This window comes from Bradyrhizobium sp. USDA 3650 (genome assembly GCF_054057395.1).
The window spans coordinates 7,604,744-7,619,362 of record NZ_JBSRZG010000001.1; the positions used below are offsets into that span (position 1 = coordinate 7,604,744).

Sequence of the window (14,619 nt, forward strand, 5' to 3'; positions counted from 1 at the left end):
CGTAATTCTCCTCGCAAATGACGCGCAGGAGGTCCGATGTCCACTTTCGACAATCCGTTTGATCCCGATCGCAACCTGCGAGCCGGCTGTGCCTGTGGTCAGCATCAATCCGCGGCCGAGCATGAGCAGGCCACCGCGCTGCGCTGTGATCCCGTCGAGAGCGAGGAGAAGCGCTACGAGGGCGTGGTCGCCTCTGCCGTGATGCGCGCGATGTTTCCGCAGGATCTGGCGCGGCGCGCCTTTCTGAAATCGGTCGGTGCCTCCACCGCGCTGGCCGCGCTGTCGCAGTTCTTCCCGCTTCAGACCGCCACGGAAGTCTTTGCGCAGGCTGGCACGCCGGAAAAGAAGGATCTCAAGGTCGGCTTCATCCCGATCACCTGCGCCACGCCGATCATCATGGCGGCGCCGCTGGGCTTCTATGCCAAGCACGGCCTCAACGTCGACGTGGTCAAGACCGCCGGCTGGGCCGTGATCCGCGACAAGACCATCAACAAGGAATACGACGCCGCGCACATGCTGGCGCCGATGCCGCTCGCGATCTCGCTGGGCCTCGGTGCCAACGCCATTCCGTTCGCGGTGCCCGCGATCGAGAACATCAACGGCCAGGGCATCGTGCTAGCGAGCAAGCACAAGGACAAGCGCGACCCGAAGGACTGGAAGGGCATGAAATTCGCCATTCCGTTCGATTATTCCATGCACAATTATCTGCTGCGCTACTATCTCGCCGAACACGGGATCGACCCCGACACCGACGTGCAGCTGCGTTCGGTACCGCCGCCGGAAATGGTGGCAAACCTGCGCGCCGACAACATCGACGGTTTCCTCGCGCCCGACAACATCTGCCAGCGCGCGATCTATGACGGCGTCGGCTTCATGCATCTGTTGTCCAAGGAAATCTGGGACGGCCATCCCTGCTGCAGCTTCGCGGCCAGCCGCGAGTTCATCACCACGGCGCCGAACAGCTTTGCCGCGCTGACGCGCGCGATTGTCGATGCCACCGCCTATGCGTCGAAGGCGGAGAACCGCAAGCAGATCGCCGAGGCGATCGCGCCGGCGAACTACATCAATGCGCCGGTCACGGTGCTGGAGCAGGTCTTGACCGGCACCTATGCCGACGGCCTCGGCGGCGTGAAGACGGATGAAAAACGCGTCGATTTCGACCCGTTCCCCTGGCAGTCCTTTGCGGTGTGGATGCTGACGCAGATGAAGCGCTGGGGCCAGATCAAGGGCGATGTCGACTACAAGGCGGTCGCCGAGCAGGTGTATCTTGCCACCGACACCAGGAAGCTGATGACCGAGATGGGTCTCGCGCCGCCAGCCGGCAGCTACAAATCGTTCGCGGTGATGGGCAAGACTTTCGATCCGGCCAAGCCCGAGGATTATTTGGCGGGCTTCAAGATCAGGAAGGCGTCGTGAGCGGCCGCCCTCTCTTTCCACCTCGCCCCGCTTGCGGGGAGAGGTCGGATTGCATCGTTAGATGCGATCCGGGTGAGGGGGACTCTCCGCGAGTTCGTCTCTCACCGAATATGCGGAAGCATGCCCCTCACCCCAACCCTCTCCCCGTAAGAACGGGGAGAGGGAGATGACCACCAGCTCCCTCCGTCTCCGCGCTGGCCTCGTCTCGATCGTGCTGCTCGTCGCGTTCCTCGGCGTCTGGCACCTCGCCGTGCGCTCGACCGCACCGGTGGCTACGATGAGCCCGGAATATGCCAAGCTGATGGGCCTGACCGCGACGCAGGGCAAATCCGCCATGCCCGGGCCGCTCGACGTCGGCGCAAAGCTCTGGGAGCATGTGAGGAGGCCGTTCTACGACAACGGACCTAACGACAAGGGGCTCGGCATCCAGCTCGGCTACTCGATCGCGCGCGTCGGCACCGGCTATCTGCTCGCCGTGCTGGTCGCCATCCCGCTCGGTTTCCTGATCGGCATGTCGCCGCTGCTCAGTAAGGCGCTCGATCCCTTCATCCAGGTGCTGAAGCCGATCTCGCCGCTGGCGTGGATGCCGCTCGCGCTCTACACCATCAAGGATTCCTCGATCTCCGCGATCTTCGTCATCTTCATCTGCTCGATCTGGCCGATGCTGCTCAACACCGTGTTCGGGGTCGCGAGCGTACGCAAGGAATGGATCAACGTCGCGCGAACGCTCGAGGTCGGAACCATCAGGCGCGCCTTCACCATGATCCTGCCGGCGGCGGCGCCGACGATTTTGACCGGCATGCGCATCTCGATCGGCATCGCCTGGCTCGTGATCGTCGCCGCCGAAATGCTCGTCGGCGGCACCGGCATCGGCTATTTCGTCTGGAACGAGTGGAATAACTTGTCGATCACCAACGTGATCATCGCGATCCTGCTGATCGGGATCGTCGGCATGCTGCTCGACCAAATCCTCGCGCGTTTCACGCGCATGGTCACGTTTCCGGAGTAGGGGCTGTGACCGAAAAATTCATCTCCATCGAAGCCATCGCAAAGCGCTATCCGGGCGCGGACGGCGCGACGACGGCGGTCTTCGAGAATCTCTGGCTGTCGATGGCGCGTGGCGAGTTCTGCTGCGTGATCGGCCATTCCGGCTGCGGCAAGACCACGGTGCTCAACATCCTCGCCGGCCTCGATGCGCCGAGCGAGGGAGCGGTGATCGTTGACGGGCAGGCCATTTCAGGGACGAGCCTCGACCGCGCCGTGATCTTCCAGAGCCATGCGCTGCTGCCCTGGCGCACCGTGCTCGGCAACGTTGCCTACGCCGTGAGCTCGAAATGGCGGAGCTGGGATCGCGCCAAGGTGAAGGCGCATGCGCAGAAATTTATCGACCTCGTTGGCCTGACGGGTTCGGAACACAAGCGACCTTCCGAGCTCTCCGGCGGGATGAAGCAGCGCGTCGGCATCGCGCGTGCGCTCTCCATCACGCCAAAGATGATGCTGATGGACGAGCCGTTCTCGGCACTCGATGCGCTGACGCGCGGCACGCTGCAGGACGAGGTGCGGCGCATCTGTCTGGAGACCGGGCAGACCGCGTTCATGATCACCCATGACGTCGACGAGGCGATCTATCTCGCCGACAAGATATTCCTGATGACCAACGGTCCCGGCGCGGTGCTGGCCGAAGTGGTCGAGAACCCGTTGCCGCGGGACCGCGGCCGCACCGATTTGCACCGCCACCCGCTGTACTACGCGCTGCGCAACCACATCGTCGATTTCCTGGTGACGCGCAGCAAGACTTTCGCGGCCGAGACGCCCGGCCACGATCCGCGCAATGTGCCGGTGGTGCGTATCGGCAAGCCCGGACTGACCGTCGCGTCCGGTGGCGACGAGCAACGACAGACCTGGATACCTGGGACCAGTCCCGGGCTGACTGCTTGAAAAAGGAGACCCTGACATGAAACGCGAAGACCTCACCGAGAAGCTGCTCGACATCAAGCGCGAGAAGGGCTGGAGCTGGAAATATATCTGCGAGCAGATCGGTGGCTATTCCGAGGTGCTGATAACAGGCGCGATCCTCGGCCAGATGAAATTGACCAAGCCGCAGGCAGCAAACGCCGCTGAACTGTTCGGCCTGACGAAGGCCGAGACCACGATGCTGAACGAGACGCCGATGCGCGGCATGCCGATGCCGCCGACCGATCCCTTGATCTATCGTTTCTACGAGCTGGTCATGGTCAACGGTCCGGCGTGGAAGGCGCTGATCGAGGAGGAGTACGGCGACGGCATCATGTCGGCGATCGATTTCGACATGGTGATGGAGCGCCTGCCCAATCCGAAGGGCGACCGCGTCAAGATCACCATGAGCGGCAAATTCCTGCCGTACAAATATTACGGCGCCAGCGGCAACGTGCCGGAATATGGGTTCAAAGAGGGATAGCTGGTTGGCATTCCGGGGTGCGTCGCAGACGTGGCCCCGGAATGATGCTTCGCCTTATTTCCCGGCCTTCACCTCGGCCGCCGCCACCGCGATCAGCTCGTTCATCTTGGCGCGAATCACCTGTTCGGTGACGGCGACGTTCTTGGCGGCGAAATCGGCCATGACCTTGCGCAGGACGTCGGCGTCACCGGCTTCCTCGAAATCGGCCGCGACCACCTCCTTGGCATAGGCCGTGGCGGCATCGCCGGTAATGCCGAGCTTTTCGGCCGCCCACACCCCGAGCAGGCGGTTGCGGCGGGCTTCCGCCTTGAATTTCTGCTCCTCGTCGAGGGCGAACTTCTTCTCGAAGCCTTCCTCGCGCTTGTCCAACGTGCTCATGCCTTTTCCAATTCCCTGCTGACTGGACCCGGCTGGCCCTCGTTGCGAGAGCCCCGGTGCATGCCTAGATAGGGGGCACGAATCGGCAAAACAACGAGCCGTTAAGCCGCAGGCAAGACGGTATAAGTTTGATGCCGGACGGCCGGATCGATTGTGCTGGGACGGCCAATCGGATAGGTTGCCTAAGGCTGGGTTCCCGTTCTGTTTCCAGGGGTTCCGGGCCGTTCACGGCAGCTCCGCTGTGGGTCGTAGTCTCGTCAACCGGAGCACACCAAATACATGGATTTCAACAAAACACGGTACATCCCCATGAGCCGTCGGCGTCGCATTTATGAAGGCAAGGCAAAGGTTCTTTACGAAGGCCCGGAGCCCGGTACCCTGATCCAGCACTTCAAGGACGACGCCACCGCGTTCAATGCGAAAAAGCATCAGGTGATCGAGGGCAAGGGTGTCCTCAACAACCGGATCTCGGAGTACCTGTTTCAGCACCTCAACGACATCGGGGTGCCGACCCATTTCATCCGCCGTCTCAACATGCGCGAGCAGTTGATCCGCGAAGTCGAGATCGTGCCGCTGGAAGTGGTGGTGCGGAACGTTGCCGCCGGCTCGCTGTCGCAGCGCCTCGGCATCGAGGAGGGTACGCAGCTGCCCCGCTCGATCATCGAGTTCTATTACAAGAACGACCAGCTCAACGACCCCATGGTGTCGGAAGAGCACATCACCGCTTTCGGCTGGGCGACACCGCAGGAGATCGACGACATCATGGCGCTTGCCATCCGTGTCAACGACTTCCTCACCGGTCTCTTCCTCGGCATCGGCATCCGCCTCGTCGACTTCAAGATGGAGTGCGGGCCGACTGTTCGAGAACGACATGATGCGGATCATCGTCGCCGACGAGATCTCGCCGGATAGCTGCCGTCTGTGGGACATCAAGTCGAACGAGAAGCTCGACAAGGACCGTTTCCGCAGGGATCTCGGTGGGCTGCTCGAGGCCTATACCGAAGTCGCCAAGCGTCTCGGGATTCTCATGGAGAACGAGCGTCCGGCCGGTTCCGGCCCGGTGCTGGTGAAGAGCTAAGAGGAATCTGACGTGAAGGCACGTGTTACCGTGACGTTGAAAACGGGCATCCTCGATCCGCAGGGTAAGGCGATCGAGGGTGCGTTGAAGTCGCTCGGCGTCGACGGCGTCGCCAGCGTTCGCCAAGGCAAGGTGTTCGACATCGAGCTCGCCGGCGCGGACAAGGCGAAGGCGGAGGCGGCGTTGAAGGACGCCGCCGACAAGCTGCTGGCGAACACCGTGATCGAGAATTATCGGGTTGAGCTGATCGGGTGAACAGGATGGCTCACAGCCATCCAACCCGACGAAAACGCCAGTACAGCGCGCCGCACGCCGTCAGCATCACGCCCAGCAGCGTGTAATAGCCGTACTCCCAGTCCAGCTCCGGCATGTGCTTGAAGTTCATGCCGTAGATGCCGGCAAGCGCGGTCGGGATCGCGATGATCGCGAGCCAGGAGGCGAGTTTCTTGGAGACCGCCGTCTCCTGGGCCTGGCCGACCAGCAGGCTCGCTTCGAAGGCGAAGGCCAGCACCTCACGCATCGAATCGATCCGCTCCTGGATGTTGCGGACGTGGTCGGTGACGTCGCGGAACAGCGGCTGCATCGTCGCGCGCACCATCGCCAGTTCGTCATGCTCGAGCCGGCGGCAGACCTCCACCAGCGGTCCGATTGCAGTCCTGAGCCGCAGCAGGTCGCGGCGCAGCATGTAGAGCCGCTCGATCTGCGCCTTGCTGATCGCCTTGGAGAGCACGTCATCCTCGATGCTCTCGACCTCTTCGTGAATGCTCTCGAGCACGGGCGAGTAGTTGTCGACGATGAAATCGAGGATGGCGTAGAGGATGTAGTCCTCGCCGCGCGCGAGCGCGCGCGGGCAGCTTTCGCAGCGTTCGCGCACCGGCGTGTAGGACGTCGAAGCGCCGTGACGCACCGAGACCAGATAGCCTTCGCCGACGAAGATGTGCGTCTCGCCGAAGGCGATCCGGCCCTCGATCAGTTGCGCGGTGCGCGCCACGATGAACAGGGCCTCGCCATATTGCTCGATCTTCGGTCGCTGATGGGCGTGGTTGGCATCCTCGATGGCGAGCTCGTGTAGGTCGAACTGCTTCTGCACCGCGCTGAGCAGCGCCATGTCGGGCTCGTGCAGCCCGATCCAGACCACGTGGCCGGGTTTCGCCCGCCAGCTCGAAGCCTCGCTGATGGCGATATTGGCGACGCGCCGGCCATCGACATAGGCACCGGCGGCGATGACGCCCTCGGTGGACACCGGCTCGGAGGGGAATGGTGGGCAGCGACGGGACATTCATGGCTTTAATCCCGGGCGAATGGCGGGCTATGGCCTGTGCACAACGCTCGCGGGCAAGGCTAGCACTGGTAAAATCCCCGTCAAATGGATATGTCTGCTGGCGATTTGGCAGCCGTGCCAGCCCCATTCCAATCCTCGTTCGGAACCTCTGCCATGAAAGCCGCCATCCTCGTCTTTCCCGGAATCAACCGTGAGCGCGACATGGCGCGCGCCTTGAGGCTGATCTCGGGCAGCGAGCCCGCGATGGTCTGGCATGCCGAGACGTCGCTGCCCGACGGCACCGACCTCGTGGTGGTGCCCGGTGGGTTCTCCTATGGCGATTATCTGCGCTGCGGCGCGATTGCGGCGCGGGCACCGGTGATGGACGCGGTGCGCGACTATGCGGCCAAGGGCGGCCTCGTGCTCGGCGTCTGCAACGGCTTTCAGATCCTCTGCGAATCCGGCCTCTTGCCTGGCGTCCTGATGCGCAATGCGCGGCTGAAATTCATCTGTCACGACGTGCATCTCCGCGTCGAGCGCTCCGACACGCCGTTCACCCGCGGCTACAATGCCGGGCAGGTGATCCGCGTGCCCATCGCGCATGGCGAGGGCAATTATGCGGCGGACGCGGAGACCATCAAGCGGCTCGAAGGCGACGGTCGCGTGCTGTACCGCTATTGCTCGGCCGACGGCGCGATCGACGATATCAGCAACATCAATGGCGCCGCGCAATCCATCGCCGGCATCGTCAACGACAAGGGCAACGTGCTCGGGATGATGCCGCATCCGGAAAACCACGTCGAAGACATCATGGGCTGCACCGACGGCCGCGGCCTGTTCGCCGGCCTCACTGCGCATCTGGAAAAAGCCGCGTGATTGCGTTCGTGCTGAAGCGGCTGCCGACCGCTGTCGCCGTCGTTGCGTTCGCGACGGTCGCGTTCGCGCAGGATTTCCCCAAGCGTCCCGTCACCATGATCGTGCCGTTCGCGGCCGGCGGCACGTCCGACGTGATCGCGCGCACCGTTGCCGAGCAGATGGGCATCGCGCTCGGCCAGACCATCGTGATCGAGAACGTTGCCGGCGCCGGCGGCTCGACCGCGCTGGCGCGCGCCTCCCGCGCCGAGCCCGACGGCTACACCATTGCGATCGGCAATGCCGGCACCAATGCCGCGACCTATACCATCTATCCCAAACTGCCGTTCACGCCGGACTCCTTCGTGCCGATCGCCATGGTGGCGAAAACGTTCGGCATCATCGCCGTGCGCAAGGATTTTCCGGCGAAGGATCTGAAGGAGTTCATCGCCTACGCCAAGGCCAACCCCGGCAAAATCAATCTCGGCCATGCCGGCGTCGGCTCCTCGAACTACCTGATCTGCAAGAGCTTCGTTACGGCCGCGGGGATCGACGCGACGCTGGTCGGCTATCGCGGCGCCGCGCCCGCGCTCACCGATGCGATCGGCGGCCAGATCGACGGCGTCTGCGATGCGGCAGCCTCGGTCTCGCAGTCGATCAACGAGAAGCTGGCGCGCGGACTCGTGGTCGGCTCGACCGTCCGGCTCGCCACGGTACCCGACCTGCCGACGTCGGCCGAATCCGGCCTGCCCGAATTCGAAGCGCAGGGCTGGAACGGCCTGTTCGCGCCGAAAGGCACCCCGCCGGCAATCATCGCCAAGCTGAATGCCGCTGCACGCACGGCGGTCGAAACCGACGCGGTGAAGAAACGGTTCGCCGATCTCTCGACCGTGGCCCCCGATCCCGACGAGCACACGCCCGAGGTCCTGCAAAAGCTCGTGACGCGCGACGTCGAGAAGTATCGCAAGATGCTGGCCGACGACGCCAAGTAATAGCTAGCGTCGTTTCAGCCGCTCCGTCGGCACCGTCATCGCGGCGACGCCCGCCATGACCAGCACCAGTCCCAGCGCCAGGTTCGACGGTACGCTCTCGCCGAGCAGCAGCACGGAGAGGCCGACGCCGATCGGGATGCGCAAATAGCCTTGCGCGTTCGTCGTCAGCGTGCCGAGCCGTCCCAGGCACATGTAGAACAGCATCAGCCCCAGGGCGCTGGAGACGATGCCCATGACGATGGTGGCTATGATCGCCGTCGGCGTCGGGTGCAGCGTCCAGGGCTGGTCGATGATCAGCGAAGACGGCAGCAGCACCAGGCCGCCGAACAGCAGCGAACCGGCCGCCACCACCATCGGGTCGTATTCGGACAGCCGCAGGCCGAAGATCGTGGCACAGGCAAAGGAGATGGTGGCGAGCAGGATGGCGATCTCCGCCACGATCTCGCTCCCGAAGCCGCGCAGCGCATCAAGGCCGACGATGACGATTGTGCCGGCAAGGCCGAGGAGCGCGCCCAACAGCTTCAACAGCGTTGCCGGCTCGTGCCGCGTGATCAGCGAGGTGATCAGGAAGGCGAAGATCGGCGTGGTCGAAGCCAACACCACCGTGTTCGACGCCGGCACATATTGCTGCGACCAGGTGATGATCAGGAACGGAAAGGTCGAGTTGATCAATTGCTGGGTCGCGAACAGCTTCCAGGCCTTCGCATCGGTCGCGATCCTGACGCCGCGCATCCACAGGATCGCGAACAGGAAGGCGGCCGCGATCAGCGAGCGCGCCGAGATGAAGGTCACGGGCGGGATCGTATCCAGCGCGAGCTTGGCGAGCGGATAGGTTGAGCTCCAGCAGCAGGCGAGCGCGACCAGGAGCGCATAGTCACGCCAGTTGCGCGCGCCTGTGGCGTGCATGGACGGCAATTGCGAGGCCGTGGCGCGAGCCGTCGGCGGTGTGCTCTGCGGCACCTTGATATTGCTCCCCGGCGCGACAGCGCTCGACACAAGTCTGGGCGAGGGGGCGCCAAAAGGGAAGGCGGCGAGCTATGCGTTTGGCTGCGGTGCCGGCTTCCGCTTCACCCGCTTGATCGTGCCGGAGAAGGTGAACAGCGGGCGCCCGCCCGATGTCAGCTTGCCGCGCAGGAAGATCAGCGAGCCGCCGGCGCGGGAGACTTCGCCGACGCATTCGATCAGCTCGCCTTCGCGCGCCGCGTCGAGGAAGTCGCATGCGAAATTGGTGGTCACCGCCGGCCCATCCAGTTCGTGGGTGGCGATCGCGAACAGGCAATAGTCGGAAAACGCCATGAAGCAGCCGCCATGGACGTTTCCGGAGCCGTTGAGGTGCTTTTTCTCGACCCGGAACGCCGAGCGGATGCTGCCGTCGTCCTCGATCTTGTGCCAGAACGGGCCGATATGGCTCTCAAAACTGTCGCGAATCCAGGTTCGCCAGCCCTGGAATTCCCCATCGGTGGCGATGTGGAGGTCGGGACGGCGAGGCGGGGGCGCTTTGGTCAATTCGTGCAAGGAAATGGGCCTTCAATTGCGGGTCGTTTGCCCTTAAATCCGATCTGTCCGCGCTGTGCAATTCCTGTTCCCGCAGCCCCCGGCCGCAAAACGTGGGACAGCGGGAAAATGCGCCATAAAGGGCTTTTCCAAGCCGTCCGATGTTCCTAAGAACGGCCCACCGCCGTCGAAAGCCTCGAATCCATGAAGAATGAACCCAAGATCACCCCCGAGCTGATTGCCGCCCACGGGCTCAAGCCCGACGAGTATGAGCGCATTCTGAAGCTGATCGGGCGGGAGCCGACCTTCACCGAGCTCGGCATCTTCTCGGCGATGTGGAACGAGCACTGCTCGTACAAATCCTCGCGCCTCCATCTGAAGGGTCTGCCGACCAAGGCGCCCTGGGTGATCCAGGGTCCTGGCGAGAACGCCGGCGTGATCGACATCGGCGACGGCCAGGCCGTGGTCTTCAAGATGGAGAGCCACAACCACCCGAGCTACATCGAGCCGTACCAGGGCGCCACCACCGGCGTCGGCGGCATCTTGCGCGACGTCTTCACCATGGGCGCGCGTCCGATCGCCTGCCTCAACGCGCTGAGTTTTGGCGCGCCCGAACATGCCAGAACCAGGCATCTCGTCTCCGGCGTCGTCGCCGGGGTCGGCGGCTACGGCAATTCCTTCGGCGTTCCGACGGTCGGCGGCCAGGTCCGTTTCCACACCCGCTATGATGGCAACATTCTCGTCAACGCGATGGCGGTCGGCCTCGCCGATACCGACAAGATCTTCTATGCGGCCGCCTCCGGCGTGAACATGCCGATCGTCTATTTGGGGTCCAAGACCGGTCGCGACGGCATCCACGGCGCCTCGATGGCTTCGGCCGAGTTCGACGACAAGTCCGAAGAGAAGCGTCCGACCGTCCAGGTCGGCGATCCCTTCGCCGAGAAGCTGCTGCTAGAGGCTTGTCTCGAGATCATGGAGAAGGGCTGCGTCATCGCGATCCAGGACATGGGCGCGGCGGGGCTGACGTGTTCGGCGGTCGAGATGGGCGCCAAGGGCGACCTCGGCGTCGATCTCGATCTCGATGCGGTGCCGACGCGCGAGATCGGCATGAGCGCTTACGAGATGATGCTCTCGGAGAGCCAGGAGCGCATGCTCATGGTGCTCAAGCCCGAGAAGGAGAAAGAGGCCGAGGCGATCTTCAAAAAGTGGGGCCTCGATTTCGCCGTGGTCGGCTACACCACGCCAAGCAAGCGCTTTGTGGTCAAGCATGGCGGCGACGTCATGGCCGATTTGCCGATCAAGGAGCTCGGCGACGAGGCGCCGCTCTATGATCGCCCGCATGTCCCCTCCGCCGCTTTGCCGGTCGTGCATGCGCGCGAAGTGGCGGCCCCGATGGGGCTTGGTGCCGCGCTCGAAAAGCTGATCGGCACGCCCGATATGTGCAGCAAGCGCTGGGTCTGGGAGCAGTACGACCACGTCATTCTCGGCAATACCATGCAGCGTCCCGGCGGCGATGCCGCCGTGGTGCGCGTCCAGGACGGCCCGAAGGGCCTGGCGCTGACCGTCGACGTGACGCCGCGCTATTGCGAGGCCGATCCCTATCAGGGCGGCATGCAGGCCGTGGCGGAAGCCTGGCGCAACATCACTGCGGTCGGCGGCAAGCCGCTAGCGATCACCGACAATCTCAATTTCGGCAACCCCGAGCGGCCCGAGATCATGGGCCAGTTCGTCGGCTGCCTGAAGGGCATCTCGGAAGCCTGCCGCACGCTCGACTTCCCGGTCGTCTCAGGCAATGTCTCGCTCTACAACGAGACCAATGGTCGCGCGATCCTGCCGACGCCCTCGATCGGCGGCGTCGGTTTGCTCGATGACTTCACCAAATCGGCGTCGCTCGCCTTCAAGGCCGAAGGCGAGGCGATCCTCCTGATCGGCGACACTCATGGCTGGCTCGGCCAGTCGGTTTACCTGCGCGACATCTGCGGTCGCGAGGAGGGCGCGCCGCCGCCGGTTGACCTCGCAGCCGAGAAGCGCAACGGCGACTGCGTGCGCGGCATGATCCATGCGGGCACCGCGACCGCCGTGCACGATCTCTCCGACGGCGGCCTGCTGATCGCGCTTGCCGAGATGGCGATGGCGAGCGGCATCGGCGCAAAGCTGCTCGCGGCGCCGACCGCGCTGGTGCCTCAGGCCTATTGGTTCGGCGAGGACCAGGCGCGCTATCTCGTCACCGTGCCCGAAACCGAGGCAGGCCGTGTACTCGCCAAGATGCGCGGCTGCGAGGTGCCCTGCGTGCGGATCGGCACCACCGGCGGCGACGCCGTCGCGATCGCGGGCGAGGCGCCTGTAACGATCGAGGCGCTCAGGGCATCGTTCGAGCGCTGGCTGCCGGAGTATATGGGTGGCAAGGCGGCGTAAGGCGCTGAACCCGTAGCCCGGATGAGCGAAGCGATATCCGGGTCTTTGTCGAGAGGTTTCCCGGATGTCGCTGCGCTCATCCGGGCTACGAGCGTCGTGCCTCACAACACGTGCGAGGCCCCCGGAATCTTCCGCAAGCCCGCCGTCAGTCCCCAGCTCAACATCACCGTGAGCACGAAGCCGATCGTGGCTTTCACGATCGCAGGCCAGCTGTAATCGAACAGCGCGTACTGGATCCACAACGCGATCGGGTAGTGTACCAGGAAGATGCCGTAGGCATCCGCCTGCATGCGGTCGAGCAGGTTCGGTCCCGGCGACTTCTGGTGCAGGAAGAAGGCCAGGATCGCGAGCAGGATCGAGCCTGAGAACAGCACGAAGAACGTACCGTAGATGGCCTGGTACCAGTGCGGCTGCGGGTCGGGATTGCCGAGAACTTCGCGCTTGATGTAGATCATGACCCACATCAGGCAGTAGGGGATCAGCGTGGCGATCACCCAGAGCCAGCGCTGTTTCGGCAACTGGCCGCCGGCGCTGAGGATGCCGCGATCGAAATTCGCCGCTCCAACGCTGACGCCGATGAAGAAATACGCGAAGTAGAGCAGGATGCGGCTCGCCTGCACCGAGAACGGCCCGAGCTCGAACCATTTGCTGCCGCCGAAATAGAGCAGCGCCGGCACGTAGGCGATTGTCGTGACGACGACGAGCAGCAGCCAGAACGCGGTCGGCTGGTCGAATCCGCGCAGCGACACGCGGTTGCCCGGATCGACCAGATGCGCGGAGACCCGGTAGAGTAGGCTCGCGGTCAGGTCGAACGCCAGCAGCACCCACACGAACCAGATCGGGCCGCTCGGCCACGGGCCAACCGTGATCGTCTTCCACCAGAATGCCGTGAAGCTCAGCCCGGGATCGTGCCGCAGCGCGATTGCGTAATAGGCGAGGGGGATGACGGTGAACGCCGCGATCGCGAACGGCAGCCCGAGCCGCAACAGGCGATCGCGGAGAAAGACGGACGGCGCCTTGCGCGCGATGCCGGGCCAGGTGAACAGTCCCGACAGGAAGAAGAACATCGCCATGAAGAAGCTGTCGGTGGCCAGCACGACCACGTCGAAACCGGCCCAGGACGCCGGATCGGTGTGCCCGAAATAGGTGTAGGGAATGACGGCGTGGTGCAGCAGCACCACCAGCGTGAGGAAGGTGCGGGCGCGATCGAGCGACAGATTGCGCGCCCTTGCCTTCGGCGCCGCATGCGCCTCTGCTCCGATCGTCGCTGAATGTGACATCGTCATCGTGGCCGCCCCGGTCGCGCTTTCCGTCCCGGCCGGACTTTGCCGCCGGGAACCGGATTCAGCAAGGGTCGTTTGGGACGCCCGCAGGTCCCGCTGCCGCTAGGAACCAGTTCCCTGCGACAAAGTTAGCGTTCGCCAAAAGGGCTTGAGGGCCGCGACAGGCGGTACAATTTCGGAGCTGGCGATGACGATCCTGAAATGGGCGCTGATCTTCTTACTTGTCTCGATCGTGGCCGGCGTGCTCGGCTTCACCGGCATCTCGGCCGCCTCCGCCGACATCGCCCGCTTCCTGTTCTACGTGTTCGTCGCGATCTTCCTGGTGCTGCTGATCCTGGGGCTCACGATATTCAGGGCGTAGCGGGGCTCGCGTCGGCCATCGCTGCCGTCATGGCCGGGCTTGTCCCGGCCATCCACGCCTCGCCTCCCGCATGACCAAGAACGTGGATGCCCGGGACAAGCCCGGGCATGACGAACTCTCGGCAGCTACCCCACTTCCTCGATCTTCACCTTGTCGGGATAGAAGGCGAGATGGCCCGAAATCTCGGTCATCGCGGGGAAGGGCGCCTCATAGGTCCAGATCGCGTTGTCCAGCGTCTGGCCGTTGGCCTTGACGCTGTAATAGCTCGCATCCCCCTTATAGGGGCAGTGGGTGACGCGGTCGGTGCGCTCCAGCAGCGCCATGTTGGCGTTCTGTCGCGGTACATATTGCACCGCCGGATATTTCGCCTCTTTCAGCGTCAGCGCCTTGGTGGTCTCGGCGATCACGATATCGCCGGCCGTGACGCGGATGCGCCGGGGATTTGGGGTGATGGTGATGGGGTGGTCGGGCCCTGGAAGCTTCATGATTTCACGCCTTTTTCGATCACTCTGCCGTGCGCGGCACTTTGTCGTGGCTTTATCCAGATCGGATCACCGATATAGTGCCGGAAGGCGTGACGTAGAAGGCCGTTCACGCTAAGTTTGGCCCCGCTGGCATGCTTGGCTTTGCAGATCCGGACCCCGGCAGCGAT

15 protein-coding genes and 1 pseudogene are annotated in these 14,619 nt (G+C 63.9%); 10 read left to right on the top strand and 6 right to left on the bottom strand.

All coding sequences use genetic code 11. The features are described from left to right. Positions 1–36 precede the first annotated feature (36 nt). From ACVIN2_RS35770 to cynS, 4 genes are all read left to right on the top strand, one after another. Positions 37–1,416, top strand: coding sequence for a CmpA/NrtA family ABC transporter substrate-binding protein (locus ACVIN2_RS35770; RefSeq protein WP_456769207.1), 1,380 nt, complete (start codon positions 37–39; stop codon positions 1,414–1,416). Between the two features lie 166 nt (positions 1,417–1,582). Continuing rightward, entirely contained in the window at positions 1,583–2,425 is an 843-nt protein-coding gene (ntrB, locus tag ACVIN2_RS35775) for a nitrate ABC transporter permease (RefSeq protein ID WP_456769208.1), read from the top strand. A gap of 5 nt (positions 2,426–2,430) precedes the next feature. Then, a complete protein-coding gene (locus ACVIN2_RS35780; protein ID WP_456769209.1) occupies positions 2,431–3,354 on the top strand; it encodes an ABC transporter ATP-binding protein in 924 nt (307 codons plus the stop codon). A gap of 16 nt (positions 3,355–3,370) precedes the next feature. After that, positions 3,371–3,853, top strand: coding sequence for a cyanase (gene cynS / locus ACVIN2_RS35785; protein WP_456769210.1), 483 nt, complete (start codon positions 3,371–3,373; stop codon positions 3,851–3,853). A gap of 54 nt (positions 3,854–3,907) precedes the next feature. On the opposite strand, the gene ACVIN2_RS35790 is transcribed toward cynS, so the two are convergent. After that, positions 3,908–4,231 carry a DUF1476 domain-containing protein gene (locus ACVIN2_RS35790; RefSeq protein ID WP_456769211.1) on the bottom strand — a complete coding sequence of 108 codons (324 nt, stop codon included), beginning with the start codon at positions 4,229–4,231 and terminating at the stop codon, positions 3,908–3,910. A gap of 309 nt (positions 4,232–4,540) precedes the next feature. Between ACVIN2_RS35790 and purC the strand changes: the two are divergent. Together purC and purS are read left to right on the top strand one after the other, a co-directional pair. After that, a pseudogene (gene purC, locus ACVIN2_RS35795) lies at positions 4,541–5,309 on the top strand (phosphoribosylaminoimidazolesuccinocarboxamide synthase). 12 nt (positions 5,310–5,321) lie between these two features. Next, positions 5,322–5,564, top strand: a complete 243-nt coding sequence (gene purS / locus ACVIN2_RS35800) for a phosphoribosylformylglycinamidine synthase subunit PurS (protein ID WP_007602264.1) — start codon at positions 5,322–5,324, stop codon at positions 5,562–5,564. Between the two features lie 10 nt (positions 5,565–5,574). Here the strand turns inward: purS and ACVIN2_RS35805 are convergent, their stop codons facing one another. Then, entirely contained in the window at positions 5,575–6,588 is a 1,014-nt protein-coding gene (locus ACVIN2_RS35805) for a magnesium and cobalt transport protein CorA (protein ID WP_456769212.1), read from the bottom strand. Positions 6,589–6,744: 156 nt separating this feature from the next. Here ACVIN2_RS35805 and purQ point away from each other — a divergent pair, with 156 nt between their 5' ends. Continuing rightward, positions 6,745–7,446 (top strand): phosphoribosylformylglycinamidine synthase subunit PurQ, encoded by a 702-nt coding sequence (gene purQ / locus ACVIN2_RS35810; RefSeq protein WP_247362452.1) that lies wholly within the window; start codon positions 6,745–6,747, stop codon positions 7,444–7,446. Then, a complete protein-coding gene (locus ACVIN2_RS35815) occupies positions 7,443–8,414 on the top strand; it encodes a tripartite tricarboxylate transporter substrate binding protein BugD (RefSeq protein WP_456769213.1) in 972 nt (323 codons plus the stop codon). The genes purQ and ACVIN2_RS35815 overlap by 4 nt, the downstream gene beginning before the upstream one ends. A gap of 3 nt (positions 8,415–8,417) precedes the next feature. On the opposite strand, the gene ACVIN2_RS35820 is transcribed toward ACVIN2_RS35815, so the two are convergent. Together ACVIN2_RS35820 and ACVIN2_RS35825 are read right to left on the bottom strand one after the other, a co-directional pair. Then, the gene (locus ACVIN2_RS35820) at positions 8,418–9,374 is read right to left on the bottom strand and encodes a DMT family transporter (protein WP_456769214.1); all 957 of its coding nucleotides are present in this window, start codon (positions 9,372–9,374) and stop codon (positions 8,418–8,420) included. A gap of 75 nt (positions 9,375–9,449) precedes the next feature. Then, complete coding sequence (locus ACVIN2_RS35825) at positions 9,450–9,929, bottom strand: PaaI family thioesterase (RefSeq protein ID WP_456769215.1); 480 nt, start codon at positions 9,927–9,929, stop codon at positions 9,450–9,452. Positions 9,930–10,112: 183 nt separating this feature from the next. Here ACVIN2_RS35825 and purL point away from each other — a divergent pair, with 183 nt between their 5' ends. After that, on the top strand, positions 10,113–12,323 hold the full coding sequence (purL, locus tag ACVIN2_RS35830; protein ID WP_456769216.1) for a phosphoribosylformylglycinamidine synthase subunit PurL: 2,211 nt from the start codon (positions 10,113–10,115) through the stop codon (positions 12,321–12,323). 101 nt (positions 12,324–12,424) lie between these two features. On the opposite strand, the gene ACVIN2_RS35835 is transcribed toward purL, so the two are convergent. Further along, positions 12,425–13,603: an acyltransferase family protein gene (locus tag ACVIN2_RS35835; protein ID WP_456769863.1), complete on the bottom strand. Its 1,179-nt coding sequence runs from the start codon at positions 13,601–13,603 to the stop codon at positions 12,425–12,427. A 190-nt stretch (positions 13,604–13,793) separates the two neighbouring features. On the opposite strand from ACVIN2_RS35835, the gene ACVIN2_RS35840 reads away from it, so the two are divergent. Beyond that, positions 13,794–13,967 carry a DUF1328 domain-containing protein gene (locus ACVIN2_RS35840; protein ID WP_007602280.1) on the top strand — a complete coding sequence of 58 codons (174 nt, stop codon included), beginning with the start codon at positions 13,794–13,796 and terminating at the stop codon, positions 13,965–13,967. Positions 13,968–14,092: 125 nt separating this feature from the next. Here ACVIN2_RS35840 and ACVIN2_RS35845 read toward each other — a convergent pair whose 3' ends face one another. Continuing rightward, on the bottom strand, positions 14,093–14,452 hold the full coding sequence (locus ACVIN2_RS35845) for a DUF427 domain-containing protein (protein ID WP_456769217.1): 360 nt from the start codon (positions 14,450–14,452) through the stop codon (positions 14,093–14,095). Positions 14,453–14,619 lie beyond the last annotated feature (167 nt).

What these genes read in the sequence shown, in the direction of transcription:
- ACVIN2_RS35770 (WP_456769207.1), top strand. Translation starts at nt 37, where the DNA reads ATGTCCACTTTCGACAATCCGTTTGATCCCGATCGCAACCTGCGAGCC.
- ntrB (WP_456769208.1), top strand. Translation starts at nt 1,583, where the DNA reads ATGACCACCAGCTCCCTCCGTCTCCGCGCTGGCCTCGTCTCGATCGTG.
- cynS (WP_456769210.1), top strand. Translation starts at nt 3,371, where the DNA reads ATGAAACGCGAAGACCTCACCGAGAAGCTGCTCGACATCAAGCGCGAG.
- ACVIN2_RS35790 (WP_456769211.1), bottom strand. Translation starts at nt 4,231, where the DNA reads ATGAGCACGTTGGACAAGCGCGAGGAAGGCTTCGAGAAGAAGTTCGCC.
- ACVIN2_RS35805 (WP_456769212.1), bottom strand. Translation starts at nt 6,588, where the DNA reads ATGTCCCGTCGCTGCCCACCATTCCCCTCCGAGCCGGTGTCCACCGAG.
- purQ (WP_247362452.1), top strand. Translation starts at nt 6,745, where the DNA reads ATGAAAGCCGCCATCCTCGTCTTTCCCGGAATCAACCGTGAGCGCGAC.
- purL (WP_456769216.1), top strand. Translation starts at nt 10,113, where the DNA reads ATGAAGAATGAACCCAAGATCACCCCCGAGCTGATTGCCGCCCACGGG.
- ACVIN2_RS35835 (WP_456769863.1), bottom strand. Translation starts at nt 13,603, where the DNA reads ATGTCACATTCAGCGACGATCGGAGCAGAGGCGCATGCGGCGCCGAAG.
- ACVIN2_RS35840 (WP_007602280.1), top strand. Translation starts at nt 13,794, where the DNA reads ATGACGATCCTGAAATGGGCGCTGATCTTCTTACTTGTCTCGATCGTG.
- ACVIN2_RS35845 (WP_456769217.1), bottom strand. Translation starts at nt 14,452, where the DNA reads ATGAAGCTTCCAGGGCCCGACCACCCCATCACCATCACCCCAAATCCC.